The 19,095-nt window shown below is 70.5% G+C and carries 18 protein-coding genes; 11 read left to right on the forward strand and 7 right to left on the reverse strand.

Features of this window, described 5'->3' with window-relative positions; genetic code table 11:
* Positions 1-16: 16 nt before the first annotated feature.
* Both yczR and OG736_RS39050 read left to right on the forward strand, forming a co-directional pair.
* Complete coding sequence (yczR, locus tag OG736_RS39045) at positions 17-1,396, forward strand: aminotransferase-like domain-containing protein (protein ID WP_327186637.1); 1,380 nt, start codon at positions 17-19, stop codon at positions 1,394-1,396.
* Positions 1,397-1,504: 108 nt separating this feature from the next.
* Entirely contained in the window at positions 1,505-2,200 is a 696-nt protein-coding gene (locus OG736_RS39050; RefSeq protein ID WP_327186638.1) for a L,D-transpeptidase family protein, read from the forward strand.
* 48 nt (positions 2,201-2,248) lie between these two features.
* Here the strand turns inward: OG736_RS39050 and OG736_RS39055 are convergent, their stop codons facing one another.
* Genes OG736_RS39055 through OG736_RS39070 form a run of 4 tightly spaced genes read right to left on the reverse strand, consistent with a single transcriptional unit; the run spans position 2,249 to position 6,746 of the window.
* Positions 2,249-3,451, reverse strand: coding sequence for a Gfo/Idh/MocA family protein (locus OG736_RS39055; RefSeq protein ID WP_327187829.1), 1,203 nt, complete (start codon positions 3,449-3,451; stop codon positions 2,249-2,251).
* A 14-nt stretch (positions 3,452-3,465) separates the two neighbouring features.
* Entirely contained in the window at positions 3,466-4,800 is a 1,335-nt protein-coding gene (locus OG736_RS39060) for an ABC transporter substrate-binding protein (RefSeq protein ID WP_327186639.1), read from the reverse strand.
* A 23-nt stretch (positions 4,801-4,823) separates the two neighbouring features.
* Positions 4,824-5,762: a carbohydrate ABC transporter permease gene (locus tag OG736_RS39065; protein ID WP_327186640.1), complete on the reverse strand. Its 939-nt coding sequence runs from the start codon at positions 5,760-5,762 to the stop codon at positions 4,824-4,826.
* Positions 5,763-5,777: 15 nt separating this feature from the next.
* Positions 5,778-6,746, reverse strand: a complete 969-nt coding sequence (locus OG736_RS39070; RefSeq protein WP_327186641.1) for a carbohydrate ABC transporter permease — start codon at positions 6,744-6,746, stop codon at positions 5,778-5,780.
* 173 nt (positions 6,747-6,919) lie between these two features.
* On the opposite strand from OG736_RS39070, the gene OG736_RS39075 reads away from it, so the two are divergent.
* Positions 6,920-8,080, forward strand: a complete 1,161-nt coding sequence (locus OG736_RS39075) for an ROK family protein (protein ID WP_327186642.1) — start codon at positions 6,920-6,922, stop codon at positions 8,078-8,080.
* A 111-nt stretch (positions 8,081-8,191) separates the two neighbouring features.
* Positions 8,192-8,362 carry a hypothetical protein gene (locus OG736_RS39080; RefSeq protein ID WP_020129024.1) on the forward strand — a complete coding sequence of 57 codons (171 nt, stop codon included), beginning with the start codon at positions 8,192-8,194 and terminating at the stop codon, positions 8,360-8,362.
* Positions 8,363-8,422: 60 nt separating this feature from the next.
* Here OG736_RS39080 and OG736_RS39085 read toward each other — a convergent pair whose 3' ends face one another.
* The 3 genes from OG736_RS39085 to OG736_RS39095 all read right to left on the reverse strand — a co-directional run bounded on the left by OG736_RS39085 (position 8,423) and on the right by OG736_RS39095 (position 11,852).
* A complete protein-coding gene (locus tag OG736_RS39085; RefSeq protein ID WP_327186643.1) occupies positions 8,423-9,814 on the reverse strand; it encodes a S1 family peptidase in 1,392 nt (463 codons plus the stop codon).
* A gap of 119 nt (positions 9,815-9,933) precedes the next feature.
* Complete coding sequence (locus OG736_RS39090) at positions 9,934-10,767, reverse strand: SAM-dependent methyltransferase (RefSeq protein ID WP_327186644.1); 834 nt, start codon at positions 10,765-10,767, stop codon at positions 9,934-9,936.
* A 50-nt stretch (positions 10,768-10,817) separates the two neighbouring features.
* Positions 10,818-11,852: a hypothetical protein gene (locus tag OG736_RS39095; protein ID WP_327186645.1), complete on the reverse strand. Its 1,035-nt coding sequence runs from the start codon at positions 11,850-11,852 to the stop codon at positions 10,818-10,820.
* Positions 11,853-11,877: 25 nt separating this feature from the next.
* On the opposite strand from OG736_RS39095, the gene OG736_RS39100 reads away from it, so the two are divergent.
* The 7 genes from OG736_RS39100 (at position 11,878) to OG736_RS39130 (ending at position 19,071) form a co-directional block, all read left to right on the forward strand.
* Positions 11,878-13,056 (forward strand): MalY/PatB family protein, encoded by a 1,179-nt coding sequence (locus OG736_RS39100; RefSeq protein WP_327186646.1) that lies wholly within the window; start codon positions 11,878-11,880, stop codon positions 13,054-13,056.
* A 216-nt stretch (positions 13,057-13,272) separates the two neighbouring features.
* Complete coding sequence (locus OG736_RS39105) at positions 13,273-14,604, forward strand: sugar ABC transporter substrate-binding protein (protein ID WP_327186647.1); 1,332 nt, start codon at positions 13,273-13,275, stop codon at positions 14,602-14,604.
* The gene (locus OG736_RS39110) at positions 14,601-15,515 is read left to right on the forward strand and encodes a carbohydrate ABC transporter permease (RefSeq protein WP_327186648.1); all 915 of its coding nucleotides are present in this window, start codon (positions 14,601-14,603) and stop codon (positions 15,513-15,515) included. Before OG736_RS39105 ends, OG736_RS39110 begins: the two co-directional genes overlap by 4 nt.
* Positions 15,512-16,456, forward strand: coding sequence for a carbohydrate ABC transporter permease (locus OG736_RS39115; RefSeq protein ID WP_327186649.1), 945 nt, complete (start codon positions 15,512-15,514; stop codon positions 16,454-16,456). The genes OG736_RS39110 and OG736_RS39115 overlap by 4 nt, the downstream gene beginning before the upstream one ends.
* A 46-nt stretch (positions 16,457-16,502) precedes the next feature.
* Positions 16,503-17,411: a 5-dehydro-4-deoxyglucarate dehydratase gene (locus OG736_RS39120; protein WP_327186650.1), complete on the forward strand. Its 909-nt coding sequence runs from the start codon at positions 16,503-16,505 to the stop codon at positions 17,409-17,411.
* Positions 17,408-18,664, forward strand: coding sequence for a glucarate dehydratase family protein (locus tag OG736_RS39125; protein WP_327186651.1), 1,257 nt, complete (start codon positions 17,408-17,410; stop codon positions 18,662-18,664). Before OG736_RS39120 ends, OG736_RS39125 begins: the two co-directional genes overlap by 4 nt.
* A gap of 26 nt (positions 18,665-18,690) precedes the next feature.
* Positions 18,691-19,071 (forward strand): PPOX class F420-dependent oxidoreductase, encoded by a 381-nt coding sequence (locus tag OG736_RS39130; RefSeq protein ID WP_327186652.1) that lies wholly within the window; start codon positions 18,691-18,693, stop codon positions 19,069-19,071.
* Positions 19,072-19,095 lie beyond the last annotated feature (24 nt).

Below are 19,095 nucleotides of genomic sequence, written 5' to 3' on the forward strand. Positions count from 1 at the left end.
GAGGGAAACTGGACCGATGCACGATGGTTTCGTCTCCGCCCTCGGCGCCTGGCGCGAGCGCCCGGGACCGCTGGCCCGCTCGCTCGCCGACGCGGTGCGTGAGGCGGTGGTCGACGGCAGAGTGCCGCCCGGCACCCGGCTGCCCTCCGAACGCGACCTGGCCCGCGCCCTGCCGCTCAGCCGCGGCACGGTCGTCGCCGCCCTCGCCCTCCTGCGGGACGAGGGCTGGCTGCGCACCCGGCACGGCAGCGGCAGCACCGTGCGGCTGCCCGGCCGCCTCACCGAACGCACCGCACCCTGGTCCCAGGACCGCGGCGGAGCGGGTGACACCGCACTCGACCTCACCCTCGCGGTCACCGCCGCCCCGCACGACGCCTACCTCGCCGCCCTGGCCCGCGCCACCGAACGCGCGGGGGCCCTCCTGGTCGACGCGGGCATCGCGGGCCCGGGGCTGCCCCGACTGCGCGCACTCCTCGCCGACCGCTACACCCGGGCCGGTCTGCCCACCCGCCCGGAGCAGATCCTCGTCACCTCCGGCGCCCAGTCCGCGCTCACCCTGCTCCTCGACCGACTGCACACCGACCGCCGCCGCCCGGTCGCCGTCGAGAGCCCCACCTACCCCGGGGCCCTGGCCGTGCTGCGCCGCCGCCGCGCCCGGCTGCTGCCGGTGCCCGTCTCGGCGTCGGACGGCTGGGACACCGACCGCCTCGAGGACGCCGTACGCACCCGGGGCGCCCGACTCGCCTACCTGACACCGGACTTCCACAACCCCACCGGAGCCCACATGACCGGGGCGACCCGCGCGCGGGTCGCCCGTCTCCCGCTGACCGTCATCGCCGACGAGACGATGCGCGACCTCGACCTGCGCACCCCGCCCGGCACCGAGCCGCACCTCGCCGGACCCGGTGTGATCCAGATCGGCTCGGCCGCCAAGACCGTGTGGAGCGGCCTGCGCATCGGCTGGATCCGCACGACCGCCGACCTCGTGGGGAGCCTGTGCGCCAACCCCCTCCAGGCCCTGCTGTCCCCGCCGCCCCTGGAACAGCTCATCGCCTGCGAGCTGCTGGCCGACGACAGCGGCTTCGCCGACGTTCTCGCCGACCGCAGGGCCCGGCTGCGCGCCCAGCGCGACCACCTGGCACATCTCCTCGACGGCACCGGATGGACCTACGAACTCCCGCACGGCGGACTGACCCTGTGGCTGCACCTGGGGACGGCCACCCGCGCCGCCGACCTCGCGACCCGGGCCGCCGCCCGCGGCCTCGCCGTGACCCCGGGCCCGCATTTCGCCGTGGACGGGACGACTCTCGTCCACCACCTGCGGCTGCCGTTCACGGCCACCCCCGAGGCGCTCGGCCGCGCGGTGCGGCTGCTGCGCGAGTGTCTGGCGAACTGACGCGAAGTTCACTGTTTCGTCACAGCCCGGATCGGACTACAACCGACGCCCCCGGAGAGCTGTCTAGGAGGGTGAGATCGCCACTGATGTGCCAGGGAGAGGGCAGCCATGGGGGACATACGCAGACGAGGGGCCGTCGTGCTCGGGCTCACGGGCCTGGTCGCGCCGTTGACGCTGGCGCTGGGCGCCGGGCCGGCGCAGGCCGCCAGCTGTACGACGACGGCCGGGCCGTACCAGAAGCAGGTCGAGAAGTTCCTCGGCCGGCCCGTCGACGGCAAGCAGTCGACCACCGACTGCAAGGCCATCCGGGCCTTCCAGACCAAGCACGGCATCACCCCCAACATCGGCTACGCAGGGCCCGTCACCTGGGGCGTGATGGACCTCATGAACAAGCAGAAGGCGGTCGGCAACAAGCCCAACAAGGCCGGCAAGTGCCCGACCAACAAGGGGCGCATCGCCTGCGTCAACCTCACCCTCCAGATCAGCTGGATCCAGGACGGCAGCAAGCTCGTCTACGGGCCCGTCCCGGTCCGTACCGGCCGCAACGGGTACGAGACCCGCACCGGTCTGAAGAAGATCTACTGGCGGAACATCGACCACGTGTCGACCATCTACAACGTGCCGATGCCCTACAGCCAGTTCTTCGACGGCGGCCAGGCCTTCCACTCGGTCGGTGTCAGCATGTGGAACCCGCCGGGCTCCCACGGCTGCGTCAACATGACCACCACGACCGCCAAGAAGTACTGGTCGCTGCTGAAGAACGGCGACGACGTCTTCGTGTACGGCCGCAAGCCGGGCACCTGAGTCCACCCCGGTCGCTGACGTGGCGCGGGCGCCCGGCCGTCCCGGGCGTCACACCCCGGGCGCGTCCCCGAAGTCCGGGATCTCCAGCCTGGCCCCGCCCTGCCGCGCGGACTCGTGCGCGACGATGCCCGGCAGGGTGTAGCGGGCCGCGACCCAGGCGTTCACGGACGGCAGCGTACGGGTGCCGACCGCGGTCACGAAGTCGTCCACCAGGAAGTGGTGGCTGCCCTCGTGCCCGTTGTGCAGTTCGTCGAACTCCCGCGGCAGCCGCGCACGGTCGTGCACCGGTGCCGAACCCGAGGTGAAGGCGGCCCGCAGCTCGGGCGCGATGTGCTGGAGCGACGGGTCGTCGGGGGACAGGGTGGGCTTGGGTTCGAGCAGCTCGCTGATGTCCTTCACCCCGTTCTTGTCCTGCCACAGCGCCACCGTCGCCAGCTGTTCCATGCTCGCCTCGGTACCGAAGAAGCGGAAACGGGACTCGCGGATGTGGGACGGGTATCCCACCCGCCGGAACTCGTTGGTGCGGAACGAACCACCGCCCGCCACCTCGAACAGCGCGGTGGCGTTGGAGAAGTCGTTGCCGAACCGGCTGACCTCCTTGTCGAAGACGCCGTCCCCCCGCTCGTCGACGACACCGATCGCCGACACGCTCACCGCATGCGTTCCCCAGGCGCCCAGCACACCGCCCACCGAGTGCGTCGGGTACAGCAGCGGGGGATAGCTGGCGGTCGCCTTCCAGTCCTCGCCGCCGCTGTACCGGTAGGCGTCGTAGAAGCCGAGGTCCATGTCGTGGACGTAGTCGCCCTCGGCGTAGAAGATCCGACCGAACGCGCCCTCCGCTATCTGGTTGCGGGCGTGCACGGTCGCCGGGTTGTACTGGCTGGTCTCGCCCATCATGTACGTCAGCCCGGTCTCCCGGACGGCGTCGATGATCGCCGCGATCTCCTCCGTGGTGATCGCCATGGGGACGGCGGAGTACACGTGCTTGCCCGCCGACAGGCCCTGGAGAACCAGCGGTCCGTGCGTCCAGCGCTGGGTGAAGACGGCGACCGCGTCGACCGCCTCGGACGCCAGCATCGCCTCGTACGAAGGAAACGTCCCGGTCAAACCCACATCGGCGGCGAGCCGCTCGGCGCGCTCGGGCAGCAGATCGGTGACGTACACGTCGCCGACGCCGGGGTGGGCCAGGAACAGCTTGGCGAACTGGCCCGAGAACTGTCCGGCACCGACGATGCCGAGGGAGAACGTCATGGTGGCTGTGCCCTTCACTGGTCGAGAATCAGGTTGATCTGGTCGTTGGTCCGGTCGAGGCCGCTCACGGAACTGCCGTTGGCGAAGATGTCCTGCATGGCGGGGTGCATGAGCGCGTACACGTCGGCCGCGTAGTTGGTGATCGGATAGGAGAAGGTGGTGAAGTCCTTCTTGTCGGCGACCGGTTCGGTGAACGCGCCGACGTCGATGCCCTTCTTCTCGTACGCCGCCACCGCGGCCTTCGTGCCGTCGGGCGTCGCCGGGAAGACGATCCCGTAACTCCCCACCGTCCGTTGGCACTCGTCCGACGCCAGGTACGCGACCCACTTCTTCGCGCCCGCCTTGTTGCGGGCGTTCCTGGTGATCGAGTCGGCGAGACCGTTCATCATCGTGGCGCGCTTGCCGGACGGGCCGGCGGGCGTGACGGCGGTGCCGATGTCCAGGCCCTTGAAACCGTCGTACGACGAGATCATCCAGGCACCGTCGAAGGCGGCGGCCGCCTTGCCTGCGGCCACCTGGGTGTTGGCCTGGTTGGACTGGGAGTTGTAGTCGGTGAAGGGCACCATGTAGCCCTTCCTCGCCAGGCCGAAGTACCACTCGACGACCGACTGGAAGGTCTTGCTGTCGTACCCGTACTTCGTGCCCCACCGCTTCCGGTCCGTGTAGGTCCAGCCGGCGGAGGCGGTGAAGGTGCTCCACTGGGTCTGGCCGTCGCCGTCCCCGCCGCCGTTGGTGGCGAGGCCGTACACCTTGACGTGGTTCTTGTCGAAGCCGGGCTCGTCGCCCCGCCGGCCCTTGCTGTCGACGGTGAGGTGCGCGACGGCCTTCTCGAACGTGCCGCCGTCCTTCGGGTTCCAGGACAGGCCGTCGAGCTGCTCGGCGGTGAGTCCCGCGTCCTTGGCCATCGCGCGGTTGTAGAAGAGGGCGACGGTGTCCCAGTCCTTCGGGGCGCCGTAGCGCCGGCCGTCCTGGCCCATCCAGTTGGCGCCGAGCCCGGGCTGGTAGTCGGCGTCGTCGATGCCCAGGTCGTCGAGCGGTTCCAGCACCTTCAGGTCGGCGAACTGGCCGAACTTCTGGATGTGGTCGGTGAACACGTCCGGCTCGGTGCCCGCGATGAAGCTCGCGGTGAGCTTGGTCCAGTAGTCGTCCCAGCCCAACTGGGTGATCTTCACCGTGAGTCCGGGGTTCTGCTTTTCGAAGTCCTTCGCGCAGGCCTCGTAGGCGGGCTGTTGGTTGGCGTCCCACAGCCAGTACGTCACCGTGTCCGCCGACGACCCGGCGCCCCCCTGGGCGCAGCCGCTCACCAGGGACAGCCCGAGCACCCCGGCCAGTGCGGTGAGCGTACGCATCCGTATCCGCATGTCCGTCCCCATTACTTGATCCCGGTGAAGCTGATGGTGCTGACGATGCGGCGGGCGAAGAACCCGAAGAGCACGAGCATGGGCAGGGCCGCGATCAGCGTCGCCGCCATCAGGCCGGACCAGTCGGTACCGGTCTGCGGGGTCTGCGCCCGGAAGACGGCCAGCGCCACGGTGAGCACCCGTGAGCCGTCGCCGTAGGACACCATCAACGGCCAGAAGTAGTCGTTCCAGGAGGTGATGTACGTCAGCACGGCCAGGGTCAGTACCGGCGTGGACGCCATCGGCAGCAGCACCCGGAAGAAGATCCGTACCTTCCCCGCGCCGTCGAGCAGGGCCGCTTCCTCGACCTCTCGCGGAACGTTCATGAAGAACTGACGCAGGAAGAACACCGCGAACGGCGTCATGAACATCGTCGGCAGGGCGATCCCCAACAGGGAGTCCACCAGGCCGAGTTCCTTGATGAGCACGAAGTTCGGCAGCAGGGTGAAGATGGTCGGCACCATCAGGCCGGCGAGGAACAGGGCGAACACCTTGTCCCGGCCGCGCCAGCGAAGGCGGGCGAAGGCGTACGCGGCCATGGCGGAGAAGAAGATCTGGCAGACGGTGACGAGGGTCGAGACGACCACCGAGTTGAGCAGATACCGCCAGAACCGCAGCCCGCCGCCCGCCCCGCCCTGGGCGATCGCCTCCTCGGTGGACTGGAGGCCGAGCGCTCGTTCGAAGCCGCCCGCGGTCGGATCGACCGGCAGGGGATCGCCCGGGCTCGCGGCGAGCCCGGAGTTGGTGGACAGCGCGGTGCGCAGGATCCAGTAGAACGGCAACAGGGTGACGAGCACGATCACGGCCAGTACCACCCAGGCCACGATCCGCCCGGGGGTGGGCCGGCGCCTGACGGGCCGTACGGGTGCCGCCTGTGGTGCCGGTGCCGTCGGGACGGTCACAGCGGTCATGTCGACTCCTTCCGCTCAGCCGAGGTCGGTCCGACCGGCTCGGGTGAGCCGGTACTGGACGAAGGTGATCGCGCTGAGCACGACGAGCAGGGCCACCGACATCGCGGAGGCGTAACCGAACTGGAAGCGGCCGAAGGCGGCGCCGTAGATGTAGTACTGGAGCACGTTGGTGGCGTCCGCCGGGCCGCCCCTGGTGGTCACGGCGACGGTGTCGAACACCTGGAAAGAACCGATCACCGTCATGATCAGCACGACCGCGAGGACCGGACGCAACAGCGGCATCGTGATCCGCCAGAACATCCGCCACTCGCTCGCGCCGTCGACCTTCGCCGCCTCGTACATGTCGTTCGGGATGGCCTGGAGACCGGCGAACAGCAGCAGCGCGGTGTAGCCGACGTGCCGCCATACATTGATCAGGGCGATCGTGGGGATCGCCCAGGTCTCGTCCGCCAGGAACGGGATGCGGTCGAAACCGAGCGCCGCGACGATCTCGTTGCCGACGCCGAGCTGGGTGTCCAGGATCCAGAGCCAGACGATGCCGGCGACGACGTTCGACATCAGGTACGGCGTGAGCACGATCCCGCGCAGCAGGGCCGACTGCGTCAGCCGCTGGAGCAGTACGGCGATCGCCAGCGCCGAGACCGTCTGCACCCCGATGTTGATGACCACGTACACGACCGTGACCCTGAGGGAGCTCCAGAAGATCGGGTCGTGCGCCATGCGCACGTAGTTGTCGAAGCCCACCCATTCCGCCGGCGTGAGCAGGTTGAAGCGGGTGAAGCTCAGGTAGATGCCGCGCAGCGTCGGCCAGAGCAGGAAGACGACGAATCCCAGCAGGGCCGGCGCGATGAACACGGCTGCGAGCCGTCCGTCACCCCGGCTCTCGCCCGTCCCAGGCCGCCGGTCCGTCCTCGACTTGGTCGAAGTCCGCTCGGCGCCGCCCGGCGGCAGGCGCGACGGAGGGCTGCTGGAGGCGATGGTCATCGTGAGACTCCCTTGTCCGCGGCGGCTCGTCCTCGGGCACTTACTTTTGCTGCGAAAGAATTCAGCCGTCAAGTGGTCGGTGAGCATCTTTTGCGGAGGCCGTCCGGCCCGTATCCTGACCTAGATACTTCCAAGTCAAAAGAAATCAGCGATCGTGTGGGAGTCTGACCCTCATGACCACAGGTACCGCCAGCTGGCTGCCGCTGAGCCCGGGGGAGCGCTCGGTCGCCATCGAGGTGCTCGTCCACGGCCCGCTCTCGCGCACCGACCTCGCGCGCCGGCTCAACCTCTCCGCCGGCAGCCTCACCCGGCTGACCAAGCCGCTGATCGAGTCGGGACTGCTGGTCGAGGTGCCCGACGGGGGCATCGCGGAGGAGGCGCGGCAGGGCCGCCCCTCGCAGCCGCTCGACGTGGTCGCCCAGTCCCGCTCCTTCATCGGCTTCAAGATCACCGGTGACATGGTGTACGGCGTCGTCACCACCCTGCGCAGCGACATCGTCGCCCGTCACGACCGCCCGCTCCGCACACACGACCCCGAAGCGGTCGTCGCGCTGCTCGGTGAGATGACCGACGAACTGGCCCGCGCCCATCCCGGCCTGGCCGGGATCGGCATCGGGGTGGGCGGGCGCGTCGAGGACCGTGCGACCGTCGGGGAGTCGCCCTTCCTGGGGTGGCGGGACATCCCGCTGGCCGCACTGGTCGAGGAGCGCACCGGGCTGCCCGTGGTCCTGGAGAACGACGTCGCCGCCCTGGTGGAGGCCGAGACCTGGTTCGGCGCCGGGCGCGGGCTCGACCGGTTCGTGGTCCTCACCATCGGTGCGGGCTTCGGCTACGGCCTGGTCCTCTCGGGCAGGCGGGTGCCCTGTGTCGAGGAGGACGGCGGCTTCGGCCGGCACATCATCATCGACCCCGGCGGCCCGCTCACCCCCGACGGGGAACGCGGCAGCGCCGTCTCACTGCTGACCATCCCCAGCATCCGCTACCAGGTCCAGGCCGCCACCGGCCGTGAGCACACCTACGAGGAGATTCTCGCCCTGGCCGCGGCCGGGGAGCCGATGTCCTCCCGTGTCGTCGACGAGGCGGCCCGCGCGCTGGGCACCCTGATCGCGCAGATCGCCCACTTCGTCATGCCGCAGAAGGTCCTGCTCGCCGGTGAGGGGGTCGGTCTGATGGATGTCGGCGGGGCGACGGTGGAGGCGGCCGTCCGTGCCCACCGGCATCCGCTGGCCGCCCCGGTGGCCCTGGAGACCAAGGTGTCGGACTTCCACGACTGGGCGCGCGGCGCCGCCGTGCTGGCCATTCAGGTGCTGGTCCTCGGGGCGGCGGAGGGGTGAACGGCGCACGGGGGGTTGACAGATGGACGTGATCAGTAACACGTCCGTTATGTCCGGTTCGTTCGTGATGACTCACGTGGTCTTCACTTCCGAAGCCGTAAGCTTCACGCCATGTCCACCACTGTTGAATCCCTCTCCGAGCGATCGGCCGCAGAGGTCAACGAGGAGATCCGGGCCCTGTGGCTCCGGTCGGGCGGGACACTGAGCGTCGAGCAGCGTGCGGAATACCAGCGGCTCGTCCTGGAGTGGGCCGCCGCTCCGTCCTCCGTCGAAGCGGCCTGACAACCACCCGGCCGCGGGGCCGCCCGACAGCGGCGCCCCGCACCGGGCACCCCCCAGCCGTCACCCCCATGTCGCCGAGTAGTACCGCTGGTAGGCCTTGCGGTCCTGCTCGGCGCGGAAGTACCGGGTCGCGACGAGGGCGACCATGCTGCCCGCGATGACCAGCAGACCGGGGCCGATGTTCCTGGGGTCGGTCAGCCGGGCGGCGAGGGTCTCGCTGACTCCGCTCTCCGTCACGGGGGTGGTCGTGCCCGGCGACGCCGCGCCCGGGGAGAGCCCCGCCTGGGTGGAGGAGGCCGACGGCGCGGGATCGGCGGACGACGTGGACGCGCCGGCGTTGTCGGAGGGAGCGGCCACGATCAGCTGTACGCCGAGCTGTGCCAGCGCCCTGGTCACCGGCTGGAAGAACGTCGTCCCCCCGGTGGTGCAGTCGCCGCTGCCGCCCGAGGTGACACCGAGGGCGATGCCGTCGGAGAACATCGGACCACCGCTGTCGCCCGGTTCGGCGCACACGCTCGTCTCGATGAGCCCGCTGACCGTGCCCTCCGGGTAGTTCACCGTCGCGTCCAGGCCGGTGACCTCGCCGTCACGCAACCCGCTGGTGCTGCCGCTGCGGAAGACCCGCTGGCCGACGGCCGCGTCGCCGGTGCCCGTGATCCGCACCCCGTTGCCGTTGCCGATGGCCACCACGTCGGCGCCCGCGCCGGCCTTGCCGCTCGCGTACTGCACCAGGGAGAAGTCGCCGCCGGGGAAGTTGGAGTTCACCGTCCGGCCCACCTGCTGCTTGGCCTGGTTGTCCGCGAACCAGGTGGAGCCGGTGGGCCCGCAGTGCCCGGCGGTGAGGATGAAGTCGTTCGTCCCGTTGGTCACGTTGAAGCCGGCCGAACAGCGTCCGCCGGTCGACAGGATCGGCTGGGCGCCGTTGATCCGGGTGGTGAACTCACCGGTGGTGCGCTCCATGCGGACGAAACTGCCGATGCCGGTGGCCGTCTGCGTCAGCTGTGACCAGTCGCCGGCCGACACGGTGCTGTCGGCCTGTACGACGACCTGGTTCGTCCGGTAGTCCATCACCCAGGCGGTGCCGGGCACCTTGGGCGCCGAACGCAGGGTGGCCGTGGCCGACTTGAGCTCGTTCATGCTGTGCGGGACGACCTTGGCCTCCGCGCCCGCCGCCCGGACCGTGTCGGCCGTCTCCTCGTCGGTGACGGCGACGACCGGGCGCCCGTCGGCGCCGAGCCAGGTGCCCGCGGTGCGCGAGGTGCCGAGCTTCTTCACGAGGGTCGCCCCCGGATTCGTGACGACGGACTCCGCCGCACTGCGCGGCGCCGCGGCCGTGCCGCCCGGCTCGCTCGCCATGGCCGCCTGCGTGACCATGGCCCCTCCCAGGAGGAGTCCGCCGACGGCCGCCAGCCGTGTCACTCGCCGGACGGTCCGTCGTCGTACATGCCTCATGTCATGGCTCCCGAAACCCCGAACGCACGGCCTCAACACCGCGGGGCGCTCCGGTCGTTGAGTGCCCTCACCTCCATACGTGCGAGGACCCCGCAGCGTTCAGAGCGGAGGTGATCACCTCAGGGTTTGCGTGCCACCCCGCCGAACATCGCGACCTCGTCCGGTTCGGCCCCGCCCGCGATGCCCTCCGGACGCCAGCGCGAGCAGGACACCACGCCCGGGTCCAGCAGCTCCAGGCCGTCGAAGAAGCGGGCCACGTCCTTCGGGGTGCGCTGGGTCAGCTTCGGCGTGCCGTGCTCGTTCCAGAACGCGACGGCCTCGTCCACGTCGGGCATCGCCGGGCTGGTGACGGTGTGCGAGAGCACCAGATGACTGCCCGCGGGCAGCCGGTCGACCAGACGCCGCACCAGGCCGTACGGGTTTTCGTCGTCGCCGACGAAGATGACCACGCCGAGCAGCATCAGGGCGACGGGCGCGTCGAAGTCCAGTGTCTTCGCGGCGTGTTCGACAAGCGCGTCGACGTTGCGCAGGTCCTCGTCGAGATAGTCGGTGCGGCCCTCCGGCGTGCTGGTGAGCAGGGCGCGGGCGTGTGCCAGGACCAGCGGGTCGTTGTCGACGTAGACGGTCCGGGAATCCGGGGCGAGACGCTGCGCGACCTCGTGCGTGTTGTCCGCGGTGGGCAGCCCGGTCCCGATGTCGAGGAACTGCCGGATACCGGCCTCGGTCACCAGATGCTTCACGGCACGGCCCAGGAAGAGCCGGTCGGCGCGGGCGTATGCGCCGATGCCCGGATGTAACTCCCGGATCCGGTCGCCGGTGGCCCGGTCGACCTCGTAGTTGTCCCTGCCGCCGAGCCAGTAGTTCCAGATGCGGGCGGTGTGCGGCCGGGAGGTGTCGATACGGAGGTGCGGCGACTGGGCGGCCGCTTCGACGGTCGGCGCGTTCTCGGTCACGGGTCGGCTCCTGTACGGAAGAAGGGGAGCGGGAAGTACCGACCAGCAATCTAGACGGGCGAGTTGAGCGGCGCGGACCGTCCTCCTGATTCCGCCGCGGGCCCGAGCCGCGCCCAGCTCCGCTCGTCGCCCCACACGGCCGCCGCGCCGGTGTAGGGGCGCAGCAGCGCGGTCAGCGCCGGGTCGCCGCGGCCGTTGAGCTCGTCGGAGGCGATCCGGCGGGCGATGCCGGCCAGGAAGTCGGCGAGCTGCACCCGCGCGTCGAGCCGCGAGACGACGAGCCGGAGTCCGGCCAGGCGGATGCCCCGCACCCGGGCCGCCCCCTCGATCCAGGCGATCCGCTCCGGGGTGAGCATGTTCTGCCGGTCGTGCGCCAGCCGGACCGGGCGCCCGCCGGCGCTCCAATGGGCGGCCGTGTGCAGGATCGAGGGCAGCAGGGGATTGAGGACCGGGGTCAGCACGAACGGTCCGTCCTGAATGCCGGCCCGGTAGGCGAGCGCGCGGGAGCGTTCCTGCGCGAGCCGTGAGAGAGTCTCGGCCACCGCCGTCCCCGGATACCGCTGCCGCAGTTCTTCGAGCGTGCGGAAGAAATGCCCGACGGGCGTGTCCGACGCGTCCTCGTGGCGCACCCACAGCAATTGGTTGGCCGCCTCCAGGAATTGTTTCCATTCCGCCTCGGTGAATGTCCGCCGCCCGTGCCGGAACAGCGGGACGGCCGCCCCGGGATCGCCGAGCAGCAGGTCGGCGGCCCGGTCCACGACGAAGAAGGACTTCTCGACGAGGTGTACGTGGGCGTGCCCGTACAGCGGGCCCGATGCCGAGAGCAGCCATTCCAGAACCGCCCGGTGTTTCTCCCGGAGCAGATGGTTCGCCTTGTACTCCTCGGCGGGCGAACGGATCCGGTTCCTGATCTCCTGTACATGTCCGGCGGCGGAATCGGCCGACAGCAGCACACTCGCGTGGGCGAACACGTCGGTGTTCCCGCCGGTGAGGTTCTCGCCGTCCGAACCCGACTCGTCGCAGGCGATCTCGGGAATGCCGCCGGCGTTCGCCACAGCTGTCCCGTTCAGGTGATCCCAGGTCACACCACAGCCCCCTATCTTGTGCCCCATGACCAGCATCCCGCACGAGACGCCCGGTGAACCGAACCCTTTACAGGCCCTCACACTCGACCGGCTCCGATGTCGTACGAGCATGAAGTGGCGTACCCATCCGGCGGACGTCCTTCCGCTGTGGGTCGCGGAGATGGACGTGCCCCTCGCCGAGCCGGTCGTCGGCGCGGTGACGCGGGCCCTCGCGCTCGGTGACACCGGCTATCCGGCGGGCACGGCCTACGCCGAGGCGCTGGCCCTGTTCGCCGCGAAGCGGTGGGCCTGGAACGGGCCGGCGGTCGAGCGGACGGCCATCGTGCCCGATGTGATGCTGGGCGTCGTCGAGATGCTGAAGCTGGTGACGGGGCCCGGTGATCCGGTGGTCGTCAACCCGCCGGTGTACCCGCCGTTCTTCCAGTTCGTCGCGCACATGGACCGGCGGATCGCCGAGGCGCCCCTCGGCGCGGACGGCCGGCTCGACCTCGCCGTACTGGAGGAGGCCTACCGGCGCGCCGTCGCCGGCGGTGGCCGCGCCGCGCACCTGCTGTGCAGCCCGCACAACCCGACCGGCACCGTGCACACCGCGCGGGAACTCGCCGCAGTGGCCGCGCTCGCCGGGCGGTACGGCGTGCGGGTGGTCGCCGACGAGATCCACGCGCCGCTGACCGCCCCGGGGGTCGACTTCGTGCCGTACCTCGCCGTCCCCGGCGCGGAGAACGGCCTGTCGCTGATGTCGGCCTCCAAGGGGTGGAATCTGGCCGGGCTCAAGGCGGCGCTGGCCGTCGCGGGCCCCGAGGCGGCGGCCGACCTGGCCCTGCTGCCCGAGGAGGTGTCCCACGGGCCGAGCCACGTCGGTGTGCTGGCGCACACCGCGGCCCTGATCGAGGGCACGGCGTGGCTGGACGCCCTGCTGGCCGGCCTCGACGAGAACCGGCGCCTGCTCACCGCCCTGCTGGCCGAGCATCTGCCCGGCGTCGGGTACCGACCGGGGGACGCCACCTATCTCGCCTGGCTCGACTGCCGGGCGCTGGGCCTCGGAGACGATCCGGCCGCGGTCTTCCTCGAGCGGGGGCGGGTCGCCCTCAGTCGCGGGCTCGATTTCGGCACGGGCGGGGCCGGGCATGTCCGTCTGAACATCGCCACCTCGCCCGAGATCCTCGCCGAAGGTGTACGACGGATGGCGGCCGCCCTTCGCTGAGCCGCAGGTCTTCCCGCCGGACCGCCGCCCCACCGGAGCTCCTCCGGTGGGGCGGCGGTGTTCCGCGCGCGGCGCGTGACGATCGCCCCGCGGCCCCCGTGTCACGGTCCCGCAATGTCACAGCCATGTCTTGACATACGGCTGAAACCGTTCGTAGCTTGGGCGCCTCAATTTAGATTCGTGAAGCGAGTTCACGAATATGAACGGAGTGTGCCCATGGGGGATCGCCGACGAAGTCGCCGCCCGGCCGCCACGCTTGCCCTCGCGGGACTGCTGTTCGGATCGGCCGCCTGCGGCTCCGGTTCGGACAGTGCCGGGGGCGGCGACCCGAACACCCTGGAAGTCTGGACCCGGAGCAACCCGGATCCCGCTGCCACGTACGAGCGGGTGTTCGCGGCCTTCACCGAGAAGACCGGCATCAAGATCGACTACCAGCCGGTCATCAACTTCGACCAGCAGCTCCAGAGCCGAGCGTCCACCAAGGACCTGCCGGACGTCATGATCAACGACACGGCGCTGATGGGCAGTTACCAGAGCCAGGGCCTGCTCCAGCGGATCGACCCGGCCGACATCGCCGGCGGCGACCAGATCGACGCCAAGACCTGGTCCTCCACCGTCGGCGTCGACGGCTCCCACTACGGGATCCCCTACTCCCGTCAGGCCATGACCCTGATGATCCGCAAGGACTGGCGCGAGAAGCTCGGCCTGCCGCAGCCGCGGACCTGGCAGGACATGCTCACCCTCGCCAAGGCCTTCGCCGACGACGACCCCGACGGGGACGGCAAGAAGAACACCTACGGGATGGTCGTCCCCGGCAGCGCCCAGAACGGCTACGCCGCCTGGTGGGCCGCCAGCTTCCTGTGGCAGGGCGGCGCCCGCGTCATCGAGGCCACCAAGGACGGCGGTTATCGGCCGGTCGTCGACTCGGCCGCCGCCGTACGCTCCGTCTCCTGGCTGAAGAGGAACCTCTTCTGTACTTCTGACAACGCTGTCATCCAGCCGGGCGCCCTCACCGCCATCACCGGCAACGCCACCAACTTCCAGGACGGCAACGCCGGTATGTACCTCACCGGCCCCTACAACATCGCCACGTTCGACCAGGCCCTCGGCAAGGACAGGTTCGAGGTGGTGCAGGCCCCGGCCGGTCCGGCCGGCAACGACGTCCTCGCGGACGGCGAGAACATCTACTTCGGCGCCAGGACCGGCAAGACCGAGCAGGAACGGGCCCTCGCCGCCTTCCTCGTCTCGCCCGAGGGGCAGCGCCTCGCGATGACCGGCAAGAACCAGCCCGTCGTCCGGATCCCCGTCAACTCCACCCTCGACGCGGCGACCGTACGCAACGACCCCCGCTGGGGCGTCGTCCAGAAGGCCTACGAGGACGCCTCCGTGCAGTTCCCCAACGCGCCGGACTTCGCCCCCGTCAAGCAGGACACCGCCGACGCCCTCAACGCGATCTTCACGTACTGCGGCAGCGACGTCCGCGCCGGCCTGAAAGAACTCGACGACACCCTCGCCGGCGACCTCAAGGACCAGGACCTGCTGAAATGACAGCGACGACAGCCCCCGCACGCGGCTCCCGGGTCCGCGGCGCGTTCAGCAAGCGAAACGTTTTGCCGTGGGTGTTCCTCGCCCCCGGCCTGCTGCTCGCCCTCGTCTTCAAGTTCCTGCCCATGGGCAAGGGCGTCTGGCTCAGCTTCTTCAAGGTGCGGCCCTTCCTGGGCGACCAGTGGGTGGGCCTGGACAACTACACCCGCGTCCTGACCGACCACCGCTTCCAGGAAGCCATCGGTCACACGCTCCTCCTCGGCCTCGGACAGTCCCTCGGCGCCATCGCCGTCGGCTTCGCGCTCGCGCTGCTGCTGGAGGGCCAGGCCCGCTCCCTGAAGATCATGCGCACGGCCGTCTTCCTGCCGGTCGTCACCGCCACCGCCGTCGTCGGCGAGATGTGGCGGCTGCTGTACTACCCGACCTCCGACGGCATCGTCAACCACGGCCTCGGCCTCCTCGGCCTCGGGCCGATCCAGTTCCTCGACAACCCGGACACCGCCCTGTGGGCCACCATGGTGATGAGCGTCTGGATGCTCGCCCCCTACAACATGGTGATCATCCTCGCGGGACTGGCCGGGGTGGACCGGACGCTGTACGAGGCCGCCGCGATGGACGGCGTGTCGCTGTGGCAGCGCCTGCGGTACGTCACCCTCCCCGCGATCCGCCCCGCCCTCGGCATCGTCCTCACCCTCGCCGCCATCCGCGGCCTGCGTGTCTTCACCGAGGTCTACGTCCTCACCGGCGGCGGCCCGGCCGGCTCCACCGAGGTGTGGATGACCCGGGCCTACACCCTCGGCTTCACCCGCAACGACATCGGCGGCGCCTCCGCGGCCTCCGTCGTACTGCTCTGCGTGACCCTGCTGCTCACCGTCACGGTCAACCACTTCCGCAAGAGGGGAGACGTGCGATGAGCGCACCCGCCATCGACCCCGTCCGGACACCCGCACCGACGGCCACGACAAGGGAGTCCGCCAGGGCGGCCCGGGCCACCCCCGCCCGCTTCGACACCGCCCTCGGCTGGAGCGACCGGCCGGGCGTCGCACGGTGCCTGCGGATCCTGCTCTGCGCGATCGCGATCGGCGTCTTCGCGGTGCCGTTCCTGACCGTCGTCTCCGGCGCCTTCACCACGCACGCCAGCGGATCCTCCCTGTCCTTCCTCCCGCACGACAGCACCTGGCAGAACTTCGAGGTGGCGGGGGAGCGGGGCATCTGGGACTACTTCACCAACTCGCTCGTCATCGCCGGCGGCGCGCTGCTGCTCCAGCTCACGGTGTCCGTGCTGGCCGCCTACGCGCTGGCCCGGCACCGGTTCCGCGGCCAGGCCCTGGTCCTCACCCTGTTCATGCTGACGATGATGCTCCCCGAGGAGGTCATCGCGATCCCGCTGTCCCTGGTCCTCGGCCATGTCCCGGTCGTCGGCGTGGACCTGAAGGGCACCGCGTGGGGCGTGATCCTGCCGCTCGGCGCCTGGGGCTTCTCCGTGATGCTCCTGACCGAGTTCATGAAGGACATCCCCACCGAGATAGAGGAGGCCGCCCGGCTCGACGGCGTCGGAGAGTTCCGCATGCTGTGGCAGATCGTCCTGCCGCTGTGCAAGCCCGCGCTCGGCGTCGCCGGTGTCCTCGGCTTCGTCATGATCTGGGACCAGTACCTGCTGCCCCTGATCGCCTCCAAGGACCCCACCGACTACACGGTCACCGTCGCCCTGTCCATCCTGCGGACCGACCCCGAGGTCGGGTCCGGAGTGGTCCTCGCCGGAGCCGTCATCGCCCTCGTCCCCAGCCTGATCGTCTACCTGCTCCTCCAGCGCTCGCTGGTCACCGGCATCGCGGCCGGCGCCACCAAGGGCTGACACCCCGGCACGCCCCCCACGCCCATCACGCAGTTACGAGGGAGACATGAAGTTCCAAGGAGTGCTGTTCTTCCCGGTCACGCCGTTCGCCGCGGACGGCTCGCTGGACGAGGAACGGCTCGGCCGGCACATCGACGCCGGTGTCTCGGCCGGCGCGGGCGGCGTGTTCGTCGCCTGCGGGACGGGTGAGTTCCACGCCCTCGACCCGGACGAGCTCGAGCGCGCCACCCGGGTCGCCGTCGAGACGACCGCCGGACGCGTTCCCGTCCTGGCGGCCGCCGGCGGGCCGGTCCCCGTCGCCCGCGACCACGCCGTACGCGTGGCCCGGGCCGGCGCCGACGGCATCCTGCTGCTGCCGCCCTACCTGGTGACCGCGCCCCCACAGGGCCTGGTCCGCTACGTCGAGGAGGTCACCGCCGCCACCGACCTCCCCGTGGTCTTCTACCAGCGCGGCACCGCCCGCCTCACCGGCGCCACCGCCGCCGGGATCGCCGCCCTGCCCAAGGTCATCGGCCTGAAGGACGGCATCGGCGACATCGAGCACATGCACCGCATCGTCCGGGCGGTGCGGGCCGTTCCCGGCACCGAGGACTTCCGGTTCTTCAACGGCCTGCCCACCGCCGAGACGACCGCCTCCGCCTACCGGGGAATCGGCGTCGACCTCTACTCCTCCGCCGTCTTCGCCTTCGCCCCCGAGATCGCGCTCGCCTTCCACCGGGCCCTGTCGCAGGGGGACGACACCCTCGTCGCCCATCTCCTCGACGAGTTCTACGGTCCGCTCGTCGAACTCCGCGACGAGGTCCCGGGATACGCCGTGTCCCTGGTCAAGGCCGGGGTGACGATCCGGGGCCTGGACGTGGGCGGCGTACGGGCGCCCCTGCTCGACCCCACGCCGGAGCATGTCGCCCGGCTCGCCGAACTCATCGACCGGGGACTGGAGGCCGTCACCGTATGACCACCCCTGCCACGCGCATCCGCGAACTCGTCGTCACACCCATCGCCTTCTCCGACCCGCCGCTGTTGAACTCGAACGGCGTCCACGAACCGCTCGCGCTCCGGGTGATCCTCCGACTCGTCCTGGAGGACGGCACGGTGGGCCTCGGTGAGTCGCCCGGCGGTGCGGCGCGCCTCGAGCGGCTGATGGTCGCGGCCAGGACGGTCGTCGGCATGGACGTCTTCGACACGACCGCCGTCGCCGCCGCGATCGACGCCGCCCTGCTGCCGGGCGTGCCCAGCTCGCACGAACGCGGCTGGACCACCTCGGCCGTCGAGGTCGCCTGCCTGGACGCCCAGGGCAAGCTGCTCGGCCACCCGGTCTCCGACCTGCTCGGCGGCCGGGTACGCGACTCCGTGCCCTTCGCCGCCTACCTCTTCTACAAGTGGGCCGAACACCCCGCGCTCGACGGCCGCCCCGCCATCGGCGACGACTGGCCCGAGGCACTCGACCCGGCCGGGATCGTCGAGCAGGCGCGGCTGATGCAACAGCGGTACGGCTTCGATTCGTTCAAGCTGAAGGGCGGAGTCTTCCCGCCGGACGAGGAGATCGCCGCGATCAGGGCGCTGGCCGAGGCGTTTCCCGGCCGGCCGCTGCGCCTGGACCCCAACACGGCATGGTCGGTGGAGACCTCGAAGTACGTCGCCCGGCAACTCGACGGCGTACTGGAGTACCTGGAGGACCCGACCGGGACCATCGAGGGCATGGCGGCGGTCGCGCGGGACTCGCCGCTGCCGCTCGCCACCAACATGTGTGTCATCGCCTGGGAACACCTGGGGCCGGCCGTCGAGCAGAACGCGATCCAGGTACTCCTCACCGACCACCACTACTGGGGCGGACTGCGCCGCACCCGCGAACTGGCCGCCGTCTGCGAGGCGTTCGGGATCGCGCTGTCCATGCACTCCAACTCGCACCTGGGTATCAGCCTCGCCGCGATGACCCACGTCGCCTCGGCCATCCCGAACCTCGACCACTCCTGCGACACGCACTACCCGTGGAACAGCGCCGACGACGTGATCGTCCCGGGGGTGCTGGAGCTGTCGGACGGCGCGGTGAAGGTACCGACCGGCCCGGGGCTCGGCGTCGAGCTGGACACCGACGCCCTCGACCGGCTGCACCGCCGCTACCTCGACTCGGGTGTGCGACAGCGCGACGACACCGGGTACATGCGGCGGATCCAGCCGGACTACGAGTTGAGGCTGCCGAGGTGGTGAGGCGTACGGATGCCTAGACTGCGGGCATGGCTGACAACGCGCTGGACCGGCTGGCAGCGGGCAAGTACCTGCTGATCACCAGCTATCGCAAGAACGGCACCGGGGTCGCCACGCCCGTGTGGGTGGTGCGGGACGGGGACACGCTCGGGGCCTGGTCGGCCGCGGACGCCTGGAAGGTGAAGCGGATCCGGGCCCGCGGCGACGTCCTGGTGGGTCCCTGTGACGTCCGCGGCAACCCCACCGGCGAGCAGATCCCGGCCACCGCCGAGATCTGCGACGCGCAGACCACCGCCCGCTATCGCACCCTGCTCGCCCGCAAGTACGGCGTCGTGGGCCGCCTCACCCTGCTCGGCAGCCGACTGCGCAGGGGTCTGGACGGAACCGTCGGGATCCGCGTCACGCTGTGAGCACGGAAACGGAGAAAGGGGGCC

The sequence above is a fragment of the Streptomyces sp. NBC_01334 genome (assembly GCF_035983595.1).
GTDB classification, from domain to species: domain Bacteria; phylum Actinomycetota; class Actinomycetes; order Streptomycetales; family Streptomycetaceae; genus Streptomyces; species Streptomyces coriariae.